The organism is Prevotella sp. oral taxon 306 str. F0472 (genome assembly GCF_000257925.1).
GTDB classification, from domain to species: Bacteria; Bacteroidota; Bacteroidia; order Bacteroidales; family Bacteroidaceae; genus Prevotella; species Prevotella vespertina.
Map to the genome: position 1 here is coordinate 14575 of NZ_AJIN01000048.1, position 15420 is coordinate 29994.

Here is a 15420-nt window from a genome sequence, read left to right on the forward strand (position 1 = left end):
ATTTTATCTCAAAAAAAACTAAAACCTATCAACTAATTGTGTAATATCAAATTAGCTACTAGTCTACCGCTTTTAACTACCTCTAACGTTTGATACCAATGGCATCTAAAATACCTTGGATCTCGCTGCCAATCCCTAGTATCTGATCCAAAACGCCATCTTTTGCACCCTTTGCCATATAACGAGCACAATCGCCTTCGAGCTTTCCTATACGCTGACGTTCAGCCACAGTATAGTCATGACGGGCTATTCTACGACGAATCTTACCAAATTTGTTAACAGCTTTCTTCCATTTCTTTGCTGTATAGTATTGGCTATTATCACGCAATTCATACGAGAAGTTCTGTAAGTCATTAATAGCTGACTCACGTGTAGAACAGGAACTAACGGACATCGTTGCAGCAACTATTGCTACACCCATAAGCATAGTTTTGATATTTCGCTTCATCTTTATAACCTCTAATTTATCACTACTTAATGGGACAAAAGTAGAAAATAATAATGAAGATAACAACAAATGATCTTATTTGTTTTCATTCTTTTTCTACTTTTTAACTACCTTTGCTTCATGAATTTTGCATCATCTCTATTACTTTGGTTCGATAATAACGAGCGCCCATTACCATGGCGCGAGACAAAAGATGCCTATGCGATATGGCTTAGTGAGGTCATCTTACAACAGACTCGCATAGCACAGGGCATGGCATATTGGCATCGTTTCATACAACAATGGCCTACTGTCTACGACTTAGCTAATGCTTCTGAGGACGAGGTTCTAAAGGCTTGGCAAGGATTAGGTTACTACTCACGTGCAAGAAATCTACATAAAGCAGCCCAACAAGTGGTCGATAGAAAGGGGTTTCCAAAAACTTCCAAAGAACTAAAGAAACTAAAGGGTGTGGGAGAATATACCGCTGCTGCTATTGCCTCCTTCGCCTTTGATGAAGCGGTGGCAGTAGTGGATGGGAATGTTTATCGGGTACTTGCTCGATTTAAAGGTATCGATACTCCTATAGACACGACATCGGGAAAGAAGGAGTTTCAAGAGCTAGCACAATCACTCTTGCCAACGCAGAATTCAGCAAGATATAACCAAGCCATCATGGACTTTGGAGCCATTCAATGTACACCAACTTCCCCTCATTGCGCAGTTTGTCCCTTATGTGAGTCTTGCGTTGCTTATCGTGAACAGCGTATTCAATTATTACCTGTTAAAAGTAAGACGATTAAACAAAAAGAGCGTAAATTGACCTATCTTTACATCCAATACAATAATGAGATTGCTTTACATCAGCGTGGCGCGGGAGATATATGGCAAGGACTTTGGGAACTACCACAGGCATATCATCTCACAAAACAGACTGAAAAGGATTGGAAAAAGAATGCCATAGAAGTTTGTAAAGACGTGAAACACGTTCTTACCCACCAAGTTCTTTTTACAAATCTATATTATTGGGCACCACAAGAACGCCCCACTCTGCCTGCTGACTTTATATGGGTTCCTACAAAAAAGATTGTAGAATATGCACTTCCAAGATTGATGGAGATTCTATTGAGTAAGTTAAGTAACAGCAACTTAACACCAGATTGTATGCTTTAATACCAATTAGTACCCCTCAAAACAATGCACATAAGTAAGAAAAGATATCATCTTATAGAAATCCAAAGAACAACAAATGAGGTTTATACTAAGGAGAAGAAGTTTCTAATAATAGCCAAAATATAAAGAAGCAAGGGATGAGTACATGTGTAACAAAGCAATATCTCGTTAACAATGTACCAAGAAATAAAAAAGAGGAAAGCCTTTCTTCAATTTGAAAAGAGCGTTTCTTTGATGTGAAAAGAGGCTCTCCTCATCTCAAGAAGGGCGTCTACTTGTTTTGTTTAGATACATAATTCAAAAACAGAAGATAGTTTGAACCCAAATTACTGATGATAGAAAGCTGATTTTGAGAGCATTAGTGGGATATTAAAACATTACTTAAGTATTATACAACCGACAGCCTATTAAAAGTGATAGGAGTGGATAACACTCCTTATCATGAGCTGAATTCTTCAGGAATTAAGTATTGACAGCATAACATAGGACTTAGTATTTCTTGGGAAAATAGCCTTATGTTAACATTCAATTATTCCCCTACTCTTTCTTGCCAAAGTTCCCTTCGATGCGCAGTTGATGGGCTACAAGGAATGGGAATACGCAGACAATCATCACTATAACAAAGAACCAACGATAGCCAACAGTCTCTGCTAAGGCTCCAGCAAATAGTCCTGGTATCATCATGGAAAGCGCCATGAAGCCTGTACACAAAGCGTAATGACTAGTCTTGTGCTCACCTTGACTGAAATAAATCATGAATAGCATGTAAGCACTAAAGCCAAAGCCATAACCAAAGTTCTCAATAAATACAGCAATACTGATGGCAACAATGCTATCTGGGAGCATGTAAGCCAAATAAACATAAGCAATATTAGGTAATGTGATTGCTGCTGTCATTGGCCACAACCAGCGTTTCAACCCATCACGACTAATCATCATTCCACCTATGATACCACCTAATAGAAGTCCAAAAACACCTACAAAACCATTCACTGCACCAAATTCTATCTCTGATAATGCTAATCCTCCTTTAGCAACTGGGGCTTGCAAGAATATCTGAGAGATGGGAGTAATCAAGGCTTCTGGCAAACGAAAGAGAAGAAGGAAGGCTATCGTTATTAACGATTGGTCTTTTCGAATGAAGGAAACAAACGTGCGACCAAAATCCAAGAGGAGTTGGGACTTTGAGACGCTGACCTTATCTGTATCTTCTGATGGGTTTGGAAGAATAAAACGATGGTACAAAGAAAGACCAATAAACAATGCAGTCAGACCATAAAAGACTAATGCCCATGAAAGTTGAATACTCATTATCTTATGCAAAAGACCTGCTAAGGCTATCAACCCACCCTTCCCAGCAAGCATAGATATGCGATAGAAAGTTGAACGAATACCCACAAAGAAGGCTTGATCGTGCTGATTAAGTCCCATCATATAGAACCCATCAGCTGCAACATCGTGTGTTGCACTACTGAAAGCCAGTAACCAAAAGAAGCAGATAGAGCCTTGTAACCATAAAGATGTATTCACGGTGAAGGCAACTCCAGCAAAGGCAGCACCAATAAGGAGCTGCATAACGACTATCCACCAACGTTTCGTCTTAATCAAATCGAGGAAAGGACTCCACAAAGGTTTGATGACCCAGGGAAGATATAGCCATGAAGTATAGAATGTTACTTCGGCATCTGACAAGCCTAACTGCATATAGACTTGGATTGATAAAACAGTCACAGCTATGTAAGGGAGCCCTTCAGCAAAATAGAGCGAAGGTATCCATGCCCATGGAATAATCTTTTTTTCAGCTTTCAATGTGCTTATTCTCTTTTATATGTAAATATCTGCTAACGAGCACAAAGATACACAAAATTAATGAGAATACATAGTGATAGGCTTTTGTAATTACATTGCAAAAACCAATAATCATGATAGATTGGTAATAGATTATCCCTTACATTTTGATTAGCAATAGGCGTTTTAAAAACGAAAACATCGCAAGACTATTCATACAATAGCTACAACTGTCTTACATTAGATGTTCTTTAGGAGGAAAGAATACTAATCGTTCATTCCTAGGTAATATTTACGTACACATAATAAGGTTATCCAATTCTCTGCTGAGAAAGTTCTAATTCGCTTATAAAAGAATTTATCTTCAATTCTAAATACTGATTATCAAGAAGTTACAAAATGCTTATTTAACACAAACAAAAGGTAGAAATAATAAACATATCATAGAACGATATGATTAAAAGAAATATTGAGTATAGCACTAAATCCAGCAAAGGCTTATACAAAAACAAGAGTTAGGTAATATGCAAAGAAGTAATTTTGCCTTCACTACTATCATTCTTTTATTATTTACAACCAGCTGATAAAGGGATTATTAATTTAAATTTTAAAAGTGACAGCAAATAGTATTAAAACTAAATTAGGGGTTTTATATAAAATACTTAAACTCATGCTCTTGTACAAATAATGTATATGAAGCCTTACCAAACAGCTTGATTCACACATAAAACAGACTATTCTAAAAGAGAGTAAATCGAAAAAGGGCAATAGTCATAATGACTATCGCCCTCATAGATATTGATTGTTTCAGATATTACATACCTAAAGCCTTCTTTGCATTCTCATTGTTTGGATTAACCTTTAATACCTTCTGGAAGTACTCGTCAGCTGCTGCCTTATTGCCTTTCTTTGAGTTGTAGAAACCAAGACCATAGTAAGCACCCTCTAAATAAGCTTTACTATCTTCATCAAGATTTGGCTTAGCTTCCTCGAAAGCAGCAACTTTTTGATAGATAGCAGCCACCTTATCAGGGTCATTCATCAGTTGGGCTACATTTGCTTGATTCAACCATACCCAGTCAGAGATTGATGGGAACTTTGTTACCATCTGCTCATATACATCAAAAGCCTTCGCTAACACAGCATTCTTCGCAGCACGATCTGTAATGCCTTCAGCCTTTGTTACATAAGTATTGGCAAGTGATGCCCAATCATTATTGGTTGCTTTCTTACTCTTTGAAAGATAATCCTGCTGTACTTCAAGAGCCTTATCGTCATTACCCTGAGCTACATAGATTGCAGCAAGAGTCTTCATTGGCTCTAGGTTATTAGCATCAAGTTCGAGAGCTTTATTAACAGCTGCAACCGCTTCATCATACTGCTTATTACCACAGAGAGCCTTCGCATACATGTCATAATCATTTGAAACCTTCTTACCCTTACCTACAAACACAGCATTTGCAAAGTTAACTGCTTGTGGATAGTCCTTTAACTCAACTGCAGCCATCATAGCAATACGACTGAGATATTCGCTACCAGGGAACTTTGTTAGACCTTGCTTTGCTACATCCAAGGCTTTGCTATAATCTTTGGTGATATAAGCAGCAAAACCATAGTTATAGAAGTTATCTTCTGACATGTTGGCAGGATTAGCCATATTATACCATTTCAAAGCCTCTGCATACTTACCATCATTAAGCATAATCTCTGCGGCGGTAGCTTCAACTGGATAATCTGGTTTTATTTTACGAAGTTCCTCCAACTTTGCAACAGCAACCTTTGCATTCACATGACGATATACCTTAGCATAACGCTCGTAAGCCGTTACATTCTGTGGATCAAGGCTGATTGCAGTCTGATATTCTGCTGCTGCTGCACCTGCATTACCAACAGAATCCTTCAAAGCAGCAATATCACCACGAAGAATATAAGCCAAAGCGCCATTAAACTTCTTATTATCAATCACGCTCTGTGCTATCGCTGATGCCTGATCATAATTGTGCTGTAAAAGGTAAACATTACCCAAGGCAACCATAGCTTCCTCATTCTTTTTGAAAGTCTTCTGATACTCCTTGATGAGATCCTTAGCAGCCTTTGGATCATTAGGTGCTGCTTCAAGAGCAGCAACAATAGGCTTTAAAGCCTCAGCATAATTAACCTCCTGTGCCATTGCTGGAGATGACATAACCAACATCAAAGCTCCAGCTACTAAATATTTCTTTGTTTTCATAATTCTCTCTTTTAAATGTTTAATACGAATGAAATCTATCCTTAAGATGTATTTTAAACGATATGGTTTAAGTGAAATTGCTTATAAGAAATTAATATAACCATTTATAAGAGATGATAACATTTATACAACTAATAAAAGATAATCATCCTAACAATAACATTAAACTAATCAAACTGCAATTTTTATTATTCACCTAACTTCTAACAATCGCTTAGTTCCTATCAAAATTTAGCCATTTATTGAGTCTTAACTTCGACTTCTCTGATGTTTATCTGACCACGATAAGGAAGCAAACCAGCTTTAAAAATAATCTTTTGACCAATAGGATTAGTCACAAAGTTTGCAAATGCCCAAGGCAAGGCCTTATGAGGATCAGCCACAATAGCATAAATTGTTCGAACAAACGGATATCTACCATCTAAAAGATAAGCCTGATAGGGTTGCCAACTATTGCCTGGCTGTGCTATGGTCGCCTTTGAGAGCCCAACCACAGTTATATTCTTATTAAATGTGGTGTTGGTTGAGTCTCGATGATCATTTAACCAATTCGAACCAATAACACCTATAGCATTGGGAGTCTTATGAACATAATCAACAACAGACTTACTATTGCTTGCTGCAACAATGTTCGCACTCTTGATATTTTTTCCACCTAAAATGGAGTCGACTACATAATGTAAAGTAGCTGAAGCCTTATTGTCAAAAACAACTTCAATATTACCTTGATTGTTCTTAGGATTCAACTGCTTCCAATTTGCAATCTGTCCGCTGAGAATCTTCTTCACATCATTAACCGTCATACATGAATCATTATTTGCACGATTAACAATGAAAGCAATTCCATCATATCCTATTGGAAAAACTTCTGGAATAGGACCTTTCCCTCGTAATATAGCATCTTCTCCTTTTGTCAAAGCATGTGAGGTAAAGAAGAGATTAACCTTCTGATCGAGGATCAGTTTCATACCTGTATTATCGTCTGTATATATAGGCAATAAGTGGGTTTGCGGGTAACGGAACTGATACGTCTGCAACAGTTCCTCAATAATAGGACTAAAACTTTCGTCAGAGGCGAACTTAATCGTCCCTGACGTCGGTGTATCTGTTCTGCCGTCTTTAGCTCTCTTCTGTCCACAAGAGGACAGAAGAAAACTAAGGCTAAGCATCAATCCTACTATGATGTAGAATCTGGATCTTTTCATATAATTTGCTTTTACTGCAATTTGAACGTAATAGGTAGAGTGAACCAAACGTTTGCAGCTTGGCCGTTATTCATACCTGGATTCCACTTCGGCATGCTGTTTACAACACGAAGAGCTTCACGATCGAGTGATGGGTCAACGCCACGAACAACCTGAGCTTGACTAACACCACCATCACGTCCTACAACGAACTTAACGATAACACGACCTTGAATACCATTCTCTGCAGCAACTGCAGGGTACTGAAGGTGAGAGCTCAACCATGCATTAACATTACCCTTAAATGAAGGCATCTGCTCTGCCACAGTAAAGATCTTGTTTTCAACCTCTTCTTTTGGCTCTGGTTTTGGAGCCTCAACAACAGGTTTCTCAATCTTTGGCACAATCTGCTCAGGAGTAGCTACGGTTGTACGAGCTGCAGTTTCAGTACGGTTATCCGTACCTTCCTTCGTCTCAACACCGACAGCTTTGGTCTCCTTATTCATCTTGACCATAGGTGGCATCTCTTCCTTTACATCCTTATCATCCTTGATGACAGGGGCTGTAAACTTAACAGTAGCACGAGTCTCAGGAACAACCTTTTCAGGTTCAATTTTCTTTGGCTCTGGCTGTTTCTGCTGTTTCTTACGTTCAGCTTGCTCCTTCTTTGCTGCTTCAAGAGCAGCTAATTCCATCTTAGCTGCATATGCACGTTGAGCTTCTAAGTCATCATTGTGCTTCTTGATCTGGTATGCTAAGTAACCACCACCGAGGAATGCAGCAATAAGCAGAATAGCTAATGCTTTGATATTACGCTGTGAAACAGACTTACGAAGCTTATATGCACCATATTCCTTATTCTTTTCAGCGAATACCATCTCGACCCATTTAGGATCGTATAGATCTATTTTTGCCATTGTTCTTCTTTCTTTAATTGTTTACGAATCAGTGATTAAGCCTTAATACCCTTCTTGGCTAAGAGAGCCTTGTCTTGGTCTGTCAGCTTGTCAATGACGTAAGTTCCAATGTATGAAATCTGCATTTCATCGAGGATGTCAACCAAATGACGATAAGAAGCTTTATCAGTCGGTTTGATAATAACAGTCATTGTAGATACCTTCTTGCCATTAATCATACCACCCTTTATTTGAGCAATCTCAGACTGATAAACACTATCTGGATAAGCAGCTGGGTTCGCAGCTTTCTTACGATCCAATTCTTTCACAGCAATCTCCATATCTTGATATGGGAGTGAAATAGCCTCACCTGTTGAAGGATCACCTACTTGCTTATGCTGGAGAACGTATCGGATACCCTTAGAAGTATTGCTCCAATCAGCAGCATGCAACCAATTTGCGTTATCATACTCTGGTTTACCATTACCATAGAAAATCTTGTCCCCATCGGCAATGTAAATCGTAATAGAGTGTGACTCTTTGGCCTCATTCTTCTTGGTATCGTCCTGAATCTTATCATTACTTGGCATAGTCAACTCCATAGTTGAAGGCTTGCTAAGTGAGGTACAAAGCATGAAGAAGGTTATAAGCAACATAAGCATATCCACCATAGGCGTAAAGTCTACGCGTACAGTCATCTTCTTCTGCTTACCGCCTCCGCTTTTTCCTGTTTCCATCATATCCATGTCTTAGACCTCCTTTTACTTACCAGCTGCCTGAGCAGCCTTTTTAGCGTCCAACTGTGTGATCATGTAGTAATGGCTCTCATCCATATCTTGGAGTTCGCTCATTACCTTCTTAACCGTTCCATAAGGAGAGTTTCCATCAGACTTGATAGCAAGTCTAACTTTTGGATTCACCTGGCGGGCTGCGTTAACCCACTGCTGAAATTCTGTCATCTCCTGTCCCTGGATACTATCGAGAGGGATACCCATCTTTGGGAGCTCTTTGCTACGTTCAGCTGCAGGCTTAGAAAGATATGCAGCCAACTTATCAAGTGGAGTACCAAATGTAGACTCTGCCATGAATGTTTTCTTCATTTTAGGAGTCAAATCTGGTGCCATTTGGTCTATAATTTGACCAAGCTCATTTGTATTATCGTAGCTCATAAACACCTGGCCTTCGCCAGTAGGTGTTCCATTAGGTCCTTTTTGAGGACTAACGAGAATAGTTAGGACGCCGTTCTCTGGCACCTTCATCTCAGATACAGATCCTGGAGTATTTACCTTCACTGGCTCATTCTTAACGAATGTAGAAGTCAACATAAAGAAGGTAAGCAACAGGGTCATAACGTCTGACATAGGCGTCATATCAATCCAAACGTCGCTCTTCTTAATTTTTACTTTACCCATAGTGATAAATATTTAAAGGGTTAGCAAAAATTAAGCCTCGTCTGTGTGGTTTGCTTCGTATGTCTGAGCGATAGAATAACCAACCTCGTCGAGGGCATAAGTCAACTTATCAACCTTATTAGAGAAGAAGTTGTAAGAAACTACTGCACACCATGATGTACCAATACCGAATGCAGTATTGATCAACGCCTCAGAAATACCAGCAGAAAGAGCAGCAGAGTCAGCGCCACCACCTGCAGACAAAGCAGAGAAAGACTTGATCATACCAGTTACAGTACCGAGAAGACCAGTAAGAGTACCAAGTGTAACCATCGTTGCGAGGATAGGGAGGTTCATTGTAAGAACTGGCATCTCAAGCTGAGTTGCTTCCTCATGAGCCTGCTGAATCTTTGCAACCTTCTGTGCCTTCTTAAGATTAGCATTAGCACCTGTTTCCATGTCCTTATAAGCATTCAAAGATGCCTTAACGACATTTGCAACAGAACCCTTCTGCTGATCGCAAAGCTGATTAGCCTTTGCAAGATCATTAGCATTAAGAGCAGCCTTAATGTTTGCTACGAACTTTGGAAGAGAACCCTTACCGAATGCTGTCTTCAAAGCCATCCAACGCTCAATAGACATAGCAAGTACTGAGAGTAAGAGAGTGTGGATTACAGGAACGACGACACCACCCTTAAAGATAGTACCCCAAACGTCTGCTGGGTTTTCACGTGCTGCTCCATCTTGGAAGTGCATATCATTACCGAACCAAGTGAAGAACAATGTGAATGCAACGATAGCGCAAACGACGATAACCCAGAATGCACCTCTAACTCCTGTGAAGCCCTCAGATTTCTTCTTTGGGGCTGCTTTTTGTTGTGTAGTTGCCATAATTTGATGAAATTTTAATTTTTAGTTATTAATGAATTAAATTGTTAATATCTTTCTGATTTTTAATTGTTTGTGTGAGACAATGCCATTAGATACGTGTCACAGCATCATCTTATTTCCGCAAAGATAACAATTAATGAGGAACTAAAACTACGATTAATAACATTTAACAATTATAGTTATATAACCTCTAACCTTGCTTTCTTACGATTTAATCATTTACTATTTCAGTTTCAACAATACCTCCTTTATGCGTGAAAGAGCTTCGATGATATTGTCGTCACTGGTCGCATAACTCATACGAAAATAATCAGACGAACCAAATGCATCACCAGCGACTGTCGCTACATGACCTTCTTCGAGAAGATACAAAGCAAAATCCGTTGAATTATTAATTACATGCTTTCCGTCAGTCTTACCAAAGTAACTTGAGCACTTAGGGAATAAATAGAAAGCCCCTTCAGGAACGTTTACCTCTAATCCTGGAACCTCCTTCGCCAGAGAAACTATTAAATCACGACGACGCTGAAAAGCCTTGCGGAAATCTTCTACACATCCTTGATCACCTTCATAAGCTGCTAGAGCAGCTATCTGACTAACACTACTTGTACCAGAAGTATACTGACCTTGCAATTTATTCAAGCCTTTGATTATCCACTCAGGAGCAGCTACCCACCCGAGTCTCCAACCCGTCATGGCATATGCTTTGCTAACACCATTACAAATAATCGTGCGCTCCTTCATTCCTTCACAAGCTGCAATACTTGCATGACATCCTATATAATTAATGTGTTCATATATCTCATCAGAGAGAACAAAGAGGTCATTATGTTCTAAAACTATCTTTGCCAATGCCTCCAACTCTTCCTTTGTATAAACACTACCAGTGGGGTTACTTGGGGAACAGAGTATGATGAGTTTCGTTTTCGATGTAATAGCAACTTTCAACTGATTAGCTGTTACCTTGAAATCTTGCTCTATCCCTGCAGGAACAATGACAGGTACTCCCCCCGCCAACTTTACCATCTGTGGATAACTTACCCAATAAGGAGCAGGAATAATAACTTCATCACCAGGATTAACAAGAGCTAAGATTGTATTACAAACGCCTTGTTTTCCACCCGTACCAACAATTACTTCAGATGTAGAATAGTTAAGGTTATTTTCACGTTTGAGCTTATTTGCTATCGCCTTACGCAAAGAGAGATAACCAGGAACAGGTGAATACTTTGAAAAATTATCATCTATAGCTTTCTTACCAGCCTCTTTCACATGATCTGGAGTCATAAAATCGGGTTCACCAACACTCATATTAATAACGTTAATACCCTGTGCCATCATCTCATTACTACGCTGTGACATTGCCAACGTTGCTGATGGTGCTAGTCGATTCAGACGATCTGATAGTTGTGCCATATATATAATCTTGCCTAATGAATATCGAATACAAAATTACGCATTATTGTTCTTATAACGTAATTTTTCCATCTTTATTTCATATAATTATCGTTTTCACTATCGTTTTGATAATTATCATCAGATACTTGGGGACAATTATTATACACGTTTGTATAATTTGTTATACAAACTTGTAGGACTCTTTATACACACCTGTATAATATGACACATTAACTTTCTGATGAACTCTTCCAATTTAACTAGACAACTTTTTGTTATATTAGCAGAATAAGCAGACTGTCTTTTTGTAAGTCTACTTGAAAGCTAGACACAAGTTGAAAGCCATACTGAAAAGATAGACGTAAAGAGGAAACACACCTTATTATATATATAGCTCAAATAATTTCTTTATGCTTTACTTGTAAGAATGAGAAAAAAGTTGAACCTTTGATGTCACAAAAACCTACTTATTACGTATTATAAGCAAAGACGAAAAGAAGTCATGACCATCAACGAGTACAAAGAAGAGGTGAAGCTGGTACGACCACAGATGCTCGCCATTGCCCGTAACTATCTAAAGGACAATGATGAGGCAGAAGATGCTGTGCAAGACGTACTACTGAAGCTTTGGCAACTAATTGACACGCTACATCTCCCGATGTCTCCTCTCGCTTCGGTACTGTTGAAGAACCATTGCATTGACATTCTTCGCCGACATCACTACACAACTGAAGTGAATGAAACCATTCCTAATGAGGAGGAAAAAGCCGACGAACGATACGAAAAGGTAATTGCTCTCATTGACACATTACCTACAATGCAGCAAACTATCATGCGACTGCGGCACATGGAGGGAATGGAGATTAACGATATTGCCAAACTCACGGGCAGTAAGGAGACTGCAGTAAGGAAGGCTCTAAGCCGCGCTCGCCATGCTATTAAGAATCAATTTCTAAAAACTGAATGGGAATGAACAAATACGAAGATATAAAACAACTGGTAAGTCGCTTCATGGAAGGGGAGACTTCACTTGACGAGGAAAGACGACTCTACGATTATTTTAGATACGAGAAAGTGACAGCAGAGCTACTTCCTCTGAAAGAAATGTTTTGTTCGATAAGTACACTCATGGAATCCAAACAGAAGGAAGTGCATCAGAAGAAACAAGCAACGTTTATCCTCCTTCATAGGAAACTGATAGGTATAGCTGCTTCAATAATCATTTTATTGGCAGTTGGAAGTATGGTATGGCATGCTCAACGGCAAGATTACTGCGAAGCATACATCTATGGCAAACACATCACTGATCCACAACAGGTAACAAAAGAGATTATTGGAACGCTACAAGACTTGCAACAAGAAGATGCTACCGACATAGATGATCAGTTGCACGACATCTTTCATCAATAAATAGAAACTAATAAAGTAAACGTTATGAAACAACGATTATGCTTGATATTACTACTGATGTTTACCTCACTTTGCATTCATGCACAGCAAGGTCTGAATGTTACTCCTCTCTTTCAAGGGAAGATAGTGCCTCATGGTGATTTAATTGATGTGAGAGCAAAAGGAAGAGCTATCAGTAAGTATAAACTTGATTACTATCATAGCATTCGCTTCAAAGCTTCTGAACAGCAACGTACAACAGTGTTCGAACTGGTCGAACGAGACCATAAGAATGCTATTGGAGCAGAACAAACTATGAAGAAGGGAACCTTCACGCTCATCCTCGCCTTACCTGCGCAAGGAGCATTACACAAATACCTCTGTTATTTAACACAACAAAGAGGGCGCACACTTACCATCACATTAGTTTATATGGAAGGAAAGGTTTCAAGTATAACAGAACTTAAAAAATTAATACAATAAAATCAAAGCTTATGAAAACTATCTTACTTAGCATGTTGCTAGTTTACAGCTCATCTGCTCTCGCATCCGTAAGTATCAATGACACACTAACGGTAGATGAACCACGACAGGTAAAGATTATCACAAACGATTCTCTACAACATATCGAGGTGCTGGGGAGTAAGAATAATCCCACTTACCGATACGTGAACACCATTCAATTGGTGGATAGCAACTACGTGAGCACTTCGTCAATCAATGAGAAATCATGGGATTTCTCTATTGCGGGGTTTAACAAGCCTAAGGATAGCAGCCGCACACTAGAGTTTGCTACTCGATTAGCTTTCGGTTTCAACAGTGCGCCTGGGATTCCTCATGCTGCAGATATACAACCTTTCAAGTCATGGGAGATATGGTGGATTATTGCTGATTGGGTATATAAGCCATGGCGTAGCAATCATAAATTTTCTGTAGGAGTAGGTGTTGACTGGCGCAACTATCGCATTACGGGCAACCAACGATTTGTAAAAGATAACAACGTTGTGTCACTTACCAGCTATCCCACAAATAGTAGCCCTAAGTTCTCACGCATTAAGGTCTTTAGTGTTAACTTCCCACTCACCTACGAGTATGACGGGAAATACTTTGGCTTTACACTCGGACCTGTTATAAATTTCAACACATATAGCAGCTTGAAGACTCGTTATAACCTTGATGGACATAAGATCGAAGACGAAAACAGTGGTGTTCGCGTGAAGCCTGTGACCATTGATTTTATGTGTTCTGTCAACTTTAATGGTGGTCCTGACTTCTATGTAAAGTATAGTCCATGCGACTTAATGCGTAACGGCTATGGACCAAAGTTCAAAACACTCTCATTCGGTATCTTACTTCGTTAACATCACTAACATTATCAGACAAACAAAAGAAGGGTGTGTCAAAATAGACACACCCTCTCTTTTATCTCTTAGCGATTATAAAGGTTTATAGGTGCAAGTCATGCCCCATACGATCACGCTTTGTCTTTAAATAACGATAATCGAACTTATTTGGCTCGATTTCAATAGCTACGTTCTCTTCAATCTCAAGTCCATAGGCTTCTAGACCGACACGCTTTGTTGGGTTATTCGTTATCAATCGCATCTTATGAACACCTAGATGGCGTAGCATCTGAGCCCCACAACCATAATCACGCTCATCTGGTCGGAAGCCAAGATGTAAATTAGCTTCAACTGTATCAAGTCCTTCATCCTGCAATTTATACGCTGCTATCTTATTCATCAGACCGATACCACGCCCTTCTTGTTGCATATAGATAATAACGCCTTTACCCTCTTTCTCTATCATTTCCATCGCTTTATGGAGTTGTTCCCCACAATCACAACGCTTACTGCCAAGAATATCTCCTGTCGCACATGACGAATGAACACGAACAAGGATAGGCTCATCTTCCTTCCAAGAACCCTTTATAAGAGCCATGTGTTCTAACCCATTTGCCTGACGGAAAGGTATCAATCGAAACGAACCATATTGTGTTGGTAGTTCCACTTCATCACCTACCTCAATACTAGACTCCTTCTTCAATCGGTAAGCAATGATATCTTTTATACTGATAATCTTCATTCCCCACTCCTTAGCACGCTTCTGAAGATCAGGCATACGAGCCATAGTTCCATCTTCATTCATAATCTCCATCAACACACCAGCAGGGAAACAACCAGCGAGTTTACAGAGATCTACAGCTGCTTCTGTATGTCCAGAACGGCGTAAGACACCATTGTCTTGAGCATAAAGAGGGTTTATATGACCTGGACGACCAAAGGTTTGAGGAGTTGAATTAGGGTCTGCCAATGCCTTAATGGTTGCAGCACGATCATGTGCAGAAACGCCCGTTGAGCAGCCTTCCAACTTATCCACTGTCACGGTGAAAGGCGTTCCTAACATTGATGTATTATCAGATACTTGATGTGGCAAGTCCAACTCATCAGCCCTAGAAAGAGTTACTGGCACACATAAGACACCACGAGCATTCTTCAACATAAAGTTTACTTTCTCTGGTGTTATCATCTCCGCCGCCATGATAAGATCACCTTCATTCTCACGATCTTCATCATCTACGACTATAACAAACTTTCCTTCACGGAAATCTTTTAGTGCATCTTCGATGCTATCAAGTTTAAACTCTTCCATA

General features: G+C 39.3%; 15 protein-coding genes. 5 read left to right on the forward strand and 10 right to left on the reverse strand.

The window, feature by feature from the left end; genetic code table 11:
• Window positions 1-82: 82 nt before the first annotated feature.
• Window positions 83-448 carry a hypothetical protein gene (locus HMPREF9969_RS07145; protein ID WP_036895459.1) on the reverse strand — a complete coding sequence of 122 codons (366 nt, stop codon included), beginning with the start codon at window positions 446-448 and terminating at the stop codon, window positions 83-85.
• 120 nt (window positions 449-568) lie between these two features.
• On the opposite strand from HMPREF9969_RS07145, the gene mutY reads away from it, so the two are divergent.
• Window positions 569-1600 carry an A/G-specific adenine glycosylase gene (gene mutY / locus HMPREF9969_RS07150; RefSeq protein ID WP_036895461.1) on the forward strand — a complete coding sequence of 344 codons (1032 nt, stop codon included), beginning with the start codon at window positions 569-571 and terminating at the stop codon, window positions 1598-1600.
• 537 nt (window positions 1601-2137) lie between these two features.
• On the opposite strand, the gene HMPREF9969_RS07155 is transcribed toward mutY, so the two are convergent.
• The 8 genes from HMPREF9969_RS07155 to HMPREF9969_RS07190 form a co-directional block, all read right to left on the reverse strand.
• Window positions 2138-3409: an MFS transporter gene (locus tag HMPREF9969_RS07155; RefSeq protein ID WP_009435203.1), complete on the reverse strand. Its 1272-nt coding sequence runs from the start codon at window positions 3407-3409 to the stop codon at window positions 2138-2140.
• Window positions 3410-4202: 793 nt separating this feature from the next.
• Window positions 4203-5618, reverse strand: a complete 1416-nt coding sequence (locus HMPREF9969_RS07160; protein WP_009435187.1) for a tetratricopeptide repeat protein — start codon at window positions 5616-5618, stop codon at window positions 4203-4205.
• A gap of 239 nt (window positions 5619-5857) precedes the next feature.
• A complete protein-coding gene (locus tag HMPREF9969_RS07165; protein WP_009435173.1) occupies window positions 5858-6823 on the reverse strand; it encodes a PstS family phosphate ABC transporter substrate-binding protein in 966 nt (321 codons plus the stop codon).
• Between the two features lie 11 nt (window positions 6824-6834).
• Entirely contained in the window at window positions 6835-7719 is an 885-nt protein-coding gene (locus tag HMPREF9969_RS07170; RefSeq protein WP_009435204.1) for an energy transducer TonB, read from the reverse strand.
• A gap of 35 nt (window positions 7720-7754) precedes the next feature.
• On the reverse strand, window positions 7755-8444 hold the full coding sequence (locus tag HMPREF9969_RS07175; protein WP_009435188.1) for an ExbD/TolR family protein: 690 nt from the start codon (window positions 8442-8444) through the stop codon (window positions 7755-7757).
• Window positions 8445-8459: 15 nt separating this feature from the next.
• Window positions 8460-9110 (reverse strand): ExbD/TolR family protein, encoded by a 651-nt coding sequence (locus tag HMPREF9969_RS07180; protein WP_009435212.1) that lies wholly within the window; start codon window positions 9108-9110, stop codon window positions 8460-8462.
• Window positions 9111-9140: 30 nt separating this feature from the next.
• Entirely contained in the window at window positions 9141-9980 is an 840-nt protein-coding gene (locus tag HMPREF9969_RS07185; RefSeq protein ID WP_009435177.1) for a MotA/TolQ/ExbB proton channel family protein, read from the reverse strand.
• 222 nt (window positions 9981-10202) lie between these two features.
• Window positions 10203-11396, reverse strand: a complete 1194-nt coding sequence (locus HMPREF9969_RS07190) for a pyridoxal phosphate-dependent aminotransferase (RefSeq protein ID WP_009435219.1) — start codon at window positions 11394-11396, stop codon at window positions 10203-10205.
• 484 nt (window positions 11397-11880) lie between these two features.
• Here HMPREF9969_RS07190 and HMPREF9969_RS07195 point away from each other — a divergent pair, with 484 nt between their 5' ends.
• The 4 genes from HMPREF9969_RS07195 to HMPREF9969_RS07210 are packed head-to-tail and all read left to right on the forward strand — an operon-like array spanning window position 11881 to window position 14128.
• Window positions 11881-12351 carry an RNA polymerase sigma factor gene (locus HMPREF9969_RS07195; protein WP_009435216.1) on the forward strand — a complete coding sequence of 157 codons (471 nt, stop codon included), beginning with the start codon at window positions 11881-11883 and terminating at the stop codon, window positions 12349-12351.
• Window positions 12348-12788, forward strand: a complete 441-nt coding sequence (locus HMPREF9969_RS07200; RefSeq protein WP_009435182.1) for a hypothetical protein — start codon at window positions 12348-12350, stop codon at window positions 12786-12788. The genes HMPREF9969_RS07195 and HMPREF9969_RS07200 overlap by 4 nt, the downstream gene beginning before the upstream one ends.
• A 24-nt stretch (window positions 12789-12812) precedes the next feature.
• Window positions 12813-13250, forward strand: coding sequence for a DUF6108 family protein (locus HMPREF9969_RS07205; protein ID WP_036895434.1), 438 nt, complete (start codon window positions 12813-12815; stop codon window positions 13248-13250).
• An 11-nt stretch (window positions 13251-13261) separates the two neighbouring features.
• A complete protein-coding gene (locus HMPREF9969_RS07210) occupies window positions 13262-14128 on the forward strand; it encodes a hypothetical protein (protein WP_198005080.1) in 867 nt (288 codons plus the stop codon).
• An 85-nt stretch (window positions 14129-14213) separates the two neighbouring features.
• Here HMPREF9969_RS07210 and HMPREF9969_RS07215 read toward each other — a convergent pair whose 3' ends face one another.
• Window positions 14214-15419 (reverse strand): bifunctional 3,4-dihydroxy-2-butanone-4-phosphate synthase/GTP cyclohydrolase II, encoded by a 1206-nt coding sequence (locus HMPREF9969_RS07215; RefSeq protein WP_009435171.1) that lies wholly within the window; start codon window positions 15417-15419, stop codon window positions 14214-14216.
• Between the last annotated feature and the right edge of the window lies 1 nt (window position 15420).

What these genes read in the sequence shown, in the direction of transcription:
- HMPREF9969_RS07145 (WP_036895459.1), bottom strand. Translation starts at nt 448, where the DNA reads ATGAAGCGAAATATCAAAACTATGCTTATGGGTGTAGCAATAGTTGCT.
- mutY (WP_036895461.1), top strand. Translation starts at nt 569, where the DNA reads ATGAATTTTGCATCATCTCTATTACTTTGGTTCGATAATAACGAGCGC.
- HMPREF9969_RS07160 (WP_009435187.1), bottom strand. Translation starts at nt 5,618, where the DNA reads ATGAAAACAAAGAAATATTTAGTAGCTGGAGCTTTGATGTTGGTTATG.
- HMPREF9969_RS07165 (WP_009435173.1), bottom strand. Translation starts at nt 6,823, where the DNA reads ATGAAAAGATCCAGATTCTACATCATAGTAGGATTGATGCTTAGCCTT.
- HMPREF9969_RS07170 (WP_009435204.1), bottom strand. Translation starts at nt 7,719, where the DNA reads ATGGCAAAAATAGATCTATACGATCCTAAATGGGTCGAGATGGTATTC.
- HMPREF9969_RS07175 (WP_009435188.1), bottom strand. Translation starts at nt 8,444, where the DNA reads ATGGATATGATGGAAACAGGAAAAAGCGGAGGCGGTAAGCAGAAGAAG.
- HMPREF9969_RS07180 (WP_009435212.1), bottom strand. Translation starts at nt 9,110, where the DNA reads ATGGGTAAAGTAAAAATTAAGAAGAGCGACGTTTGGATTGATATGACG.
- HMPREF9969_RS07185 (WP_009435177.1), bottom strand. Translation starts at nt 9,980, where the DNA reads ATGGCAACTACACAACAAAAAGCAGCCCCAAAGAAGAAATCTGAGGGC.
- HMPREF9969_RS07190 (WP_009435219.1), bottom strand. Translation starts at nt 11,396, where the DNA reads ATGGCACAACTATCAGATCGTCTGAATCGACTAGCACCATCAGCAACG.
- HMPREF9969_RS07195 (WP_009435216.1), top strand. Translation starts at nt 11,881, where the DNA reads ATGACCATCAACGAGTACAAAGAAGAGGTGAAGCTGGTACGACCACAG.
- HMPREF9969_RS07200 (WP_009435182.1), top strand. Translation starts at nt 12,348, where the DNA reads ATGAACAAATACGAAGATATAAAACAACTGGTAAGTCGCTTCATGGAA.
- HMPREF9969_RS07205 (WP_036895434.1), top strand. Translation starts at nt 12,813, where the DNA reads ATGAAACAACGATTATGCTTGATATTACTACTGATGTTTACCTCACTT.
- HMPREF9969_RS07210 (WP_198005080.1), top strand. Translation starts at nt 13,262, where the DNA reads ATGAAAACTATCTTACTTAGCATGTTGCTAGTTTACAGCTCATCTGCT.
- HMPREF9969_RS07215 (WP_009435171.1), bottom strand. Translation starts at nt 15,419, where the DNA reads ATGGAAGAGTTTAAACTTGATAGCATCGAAGATGCACTAAAAGATTTC.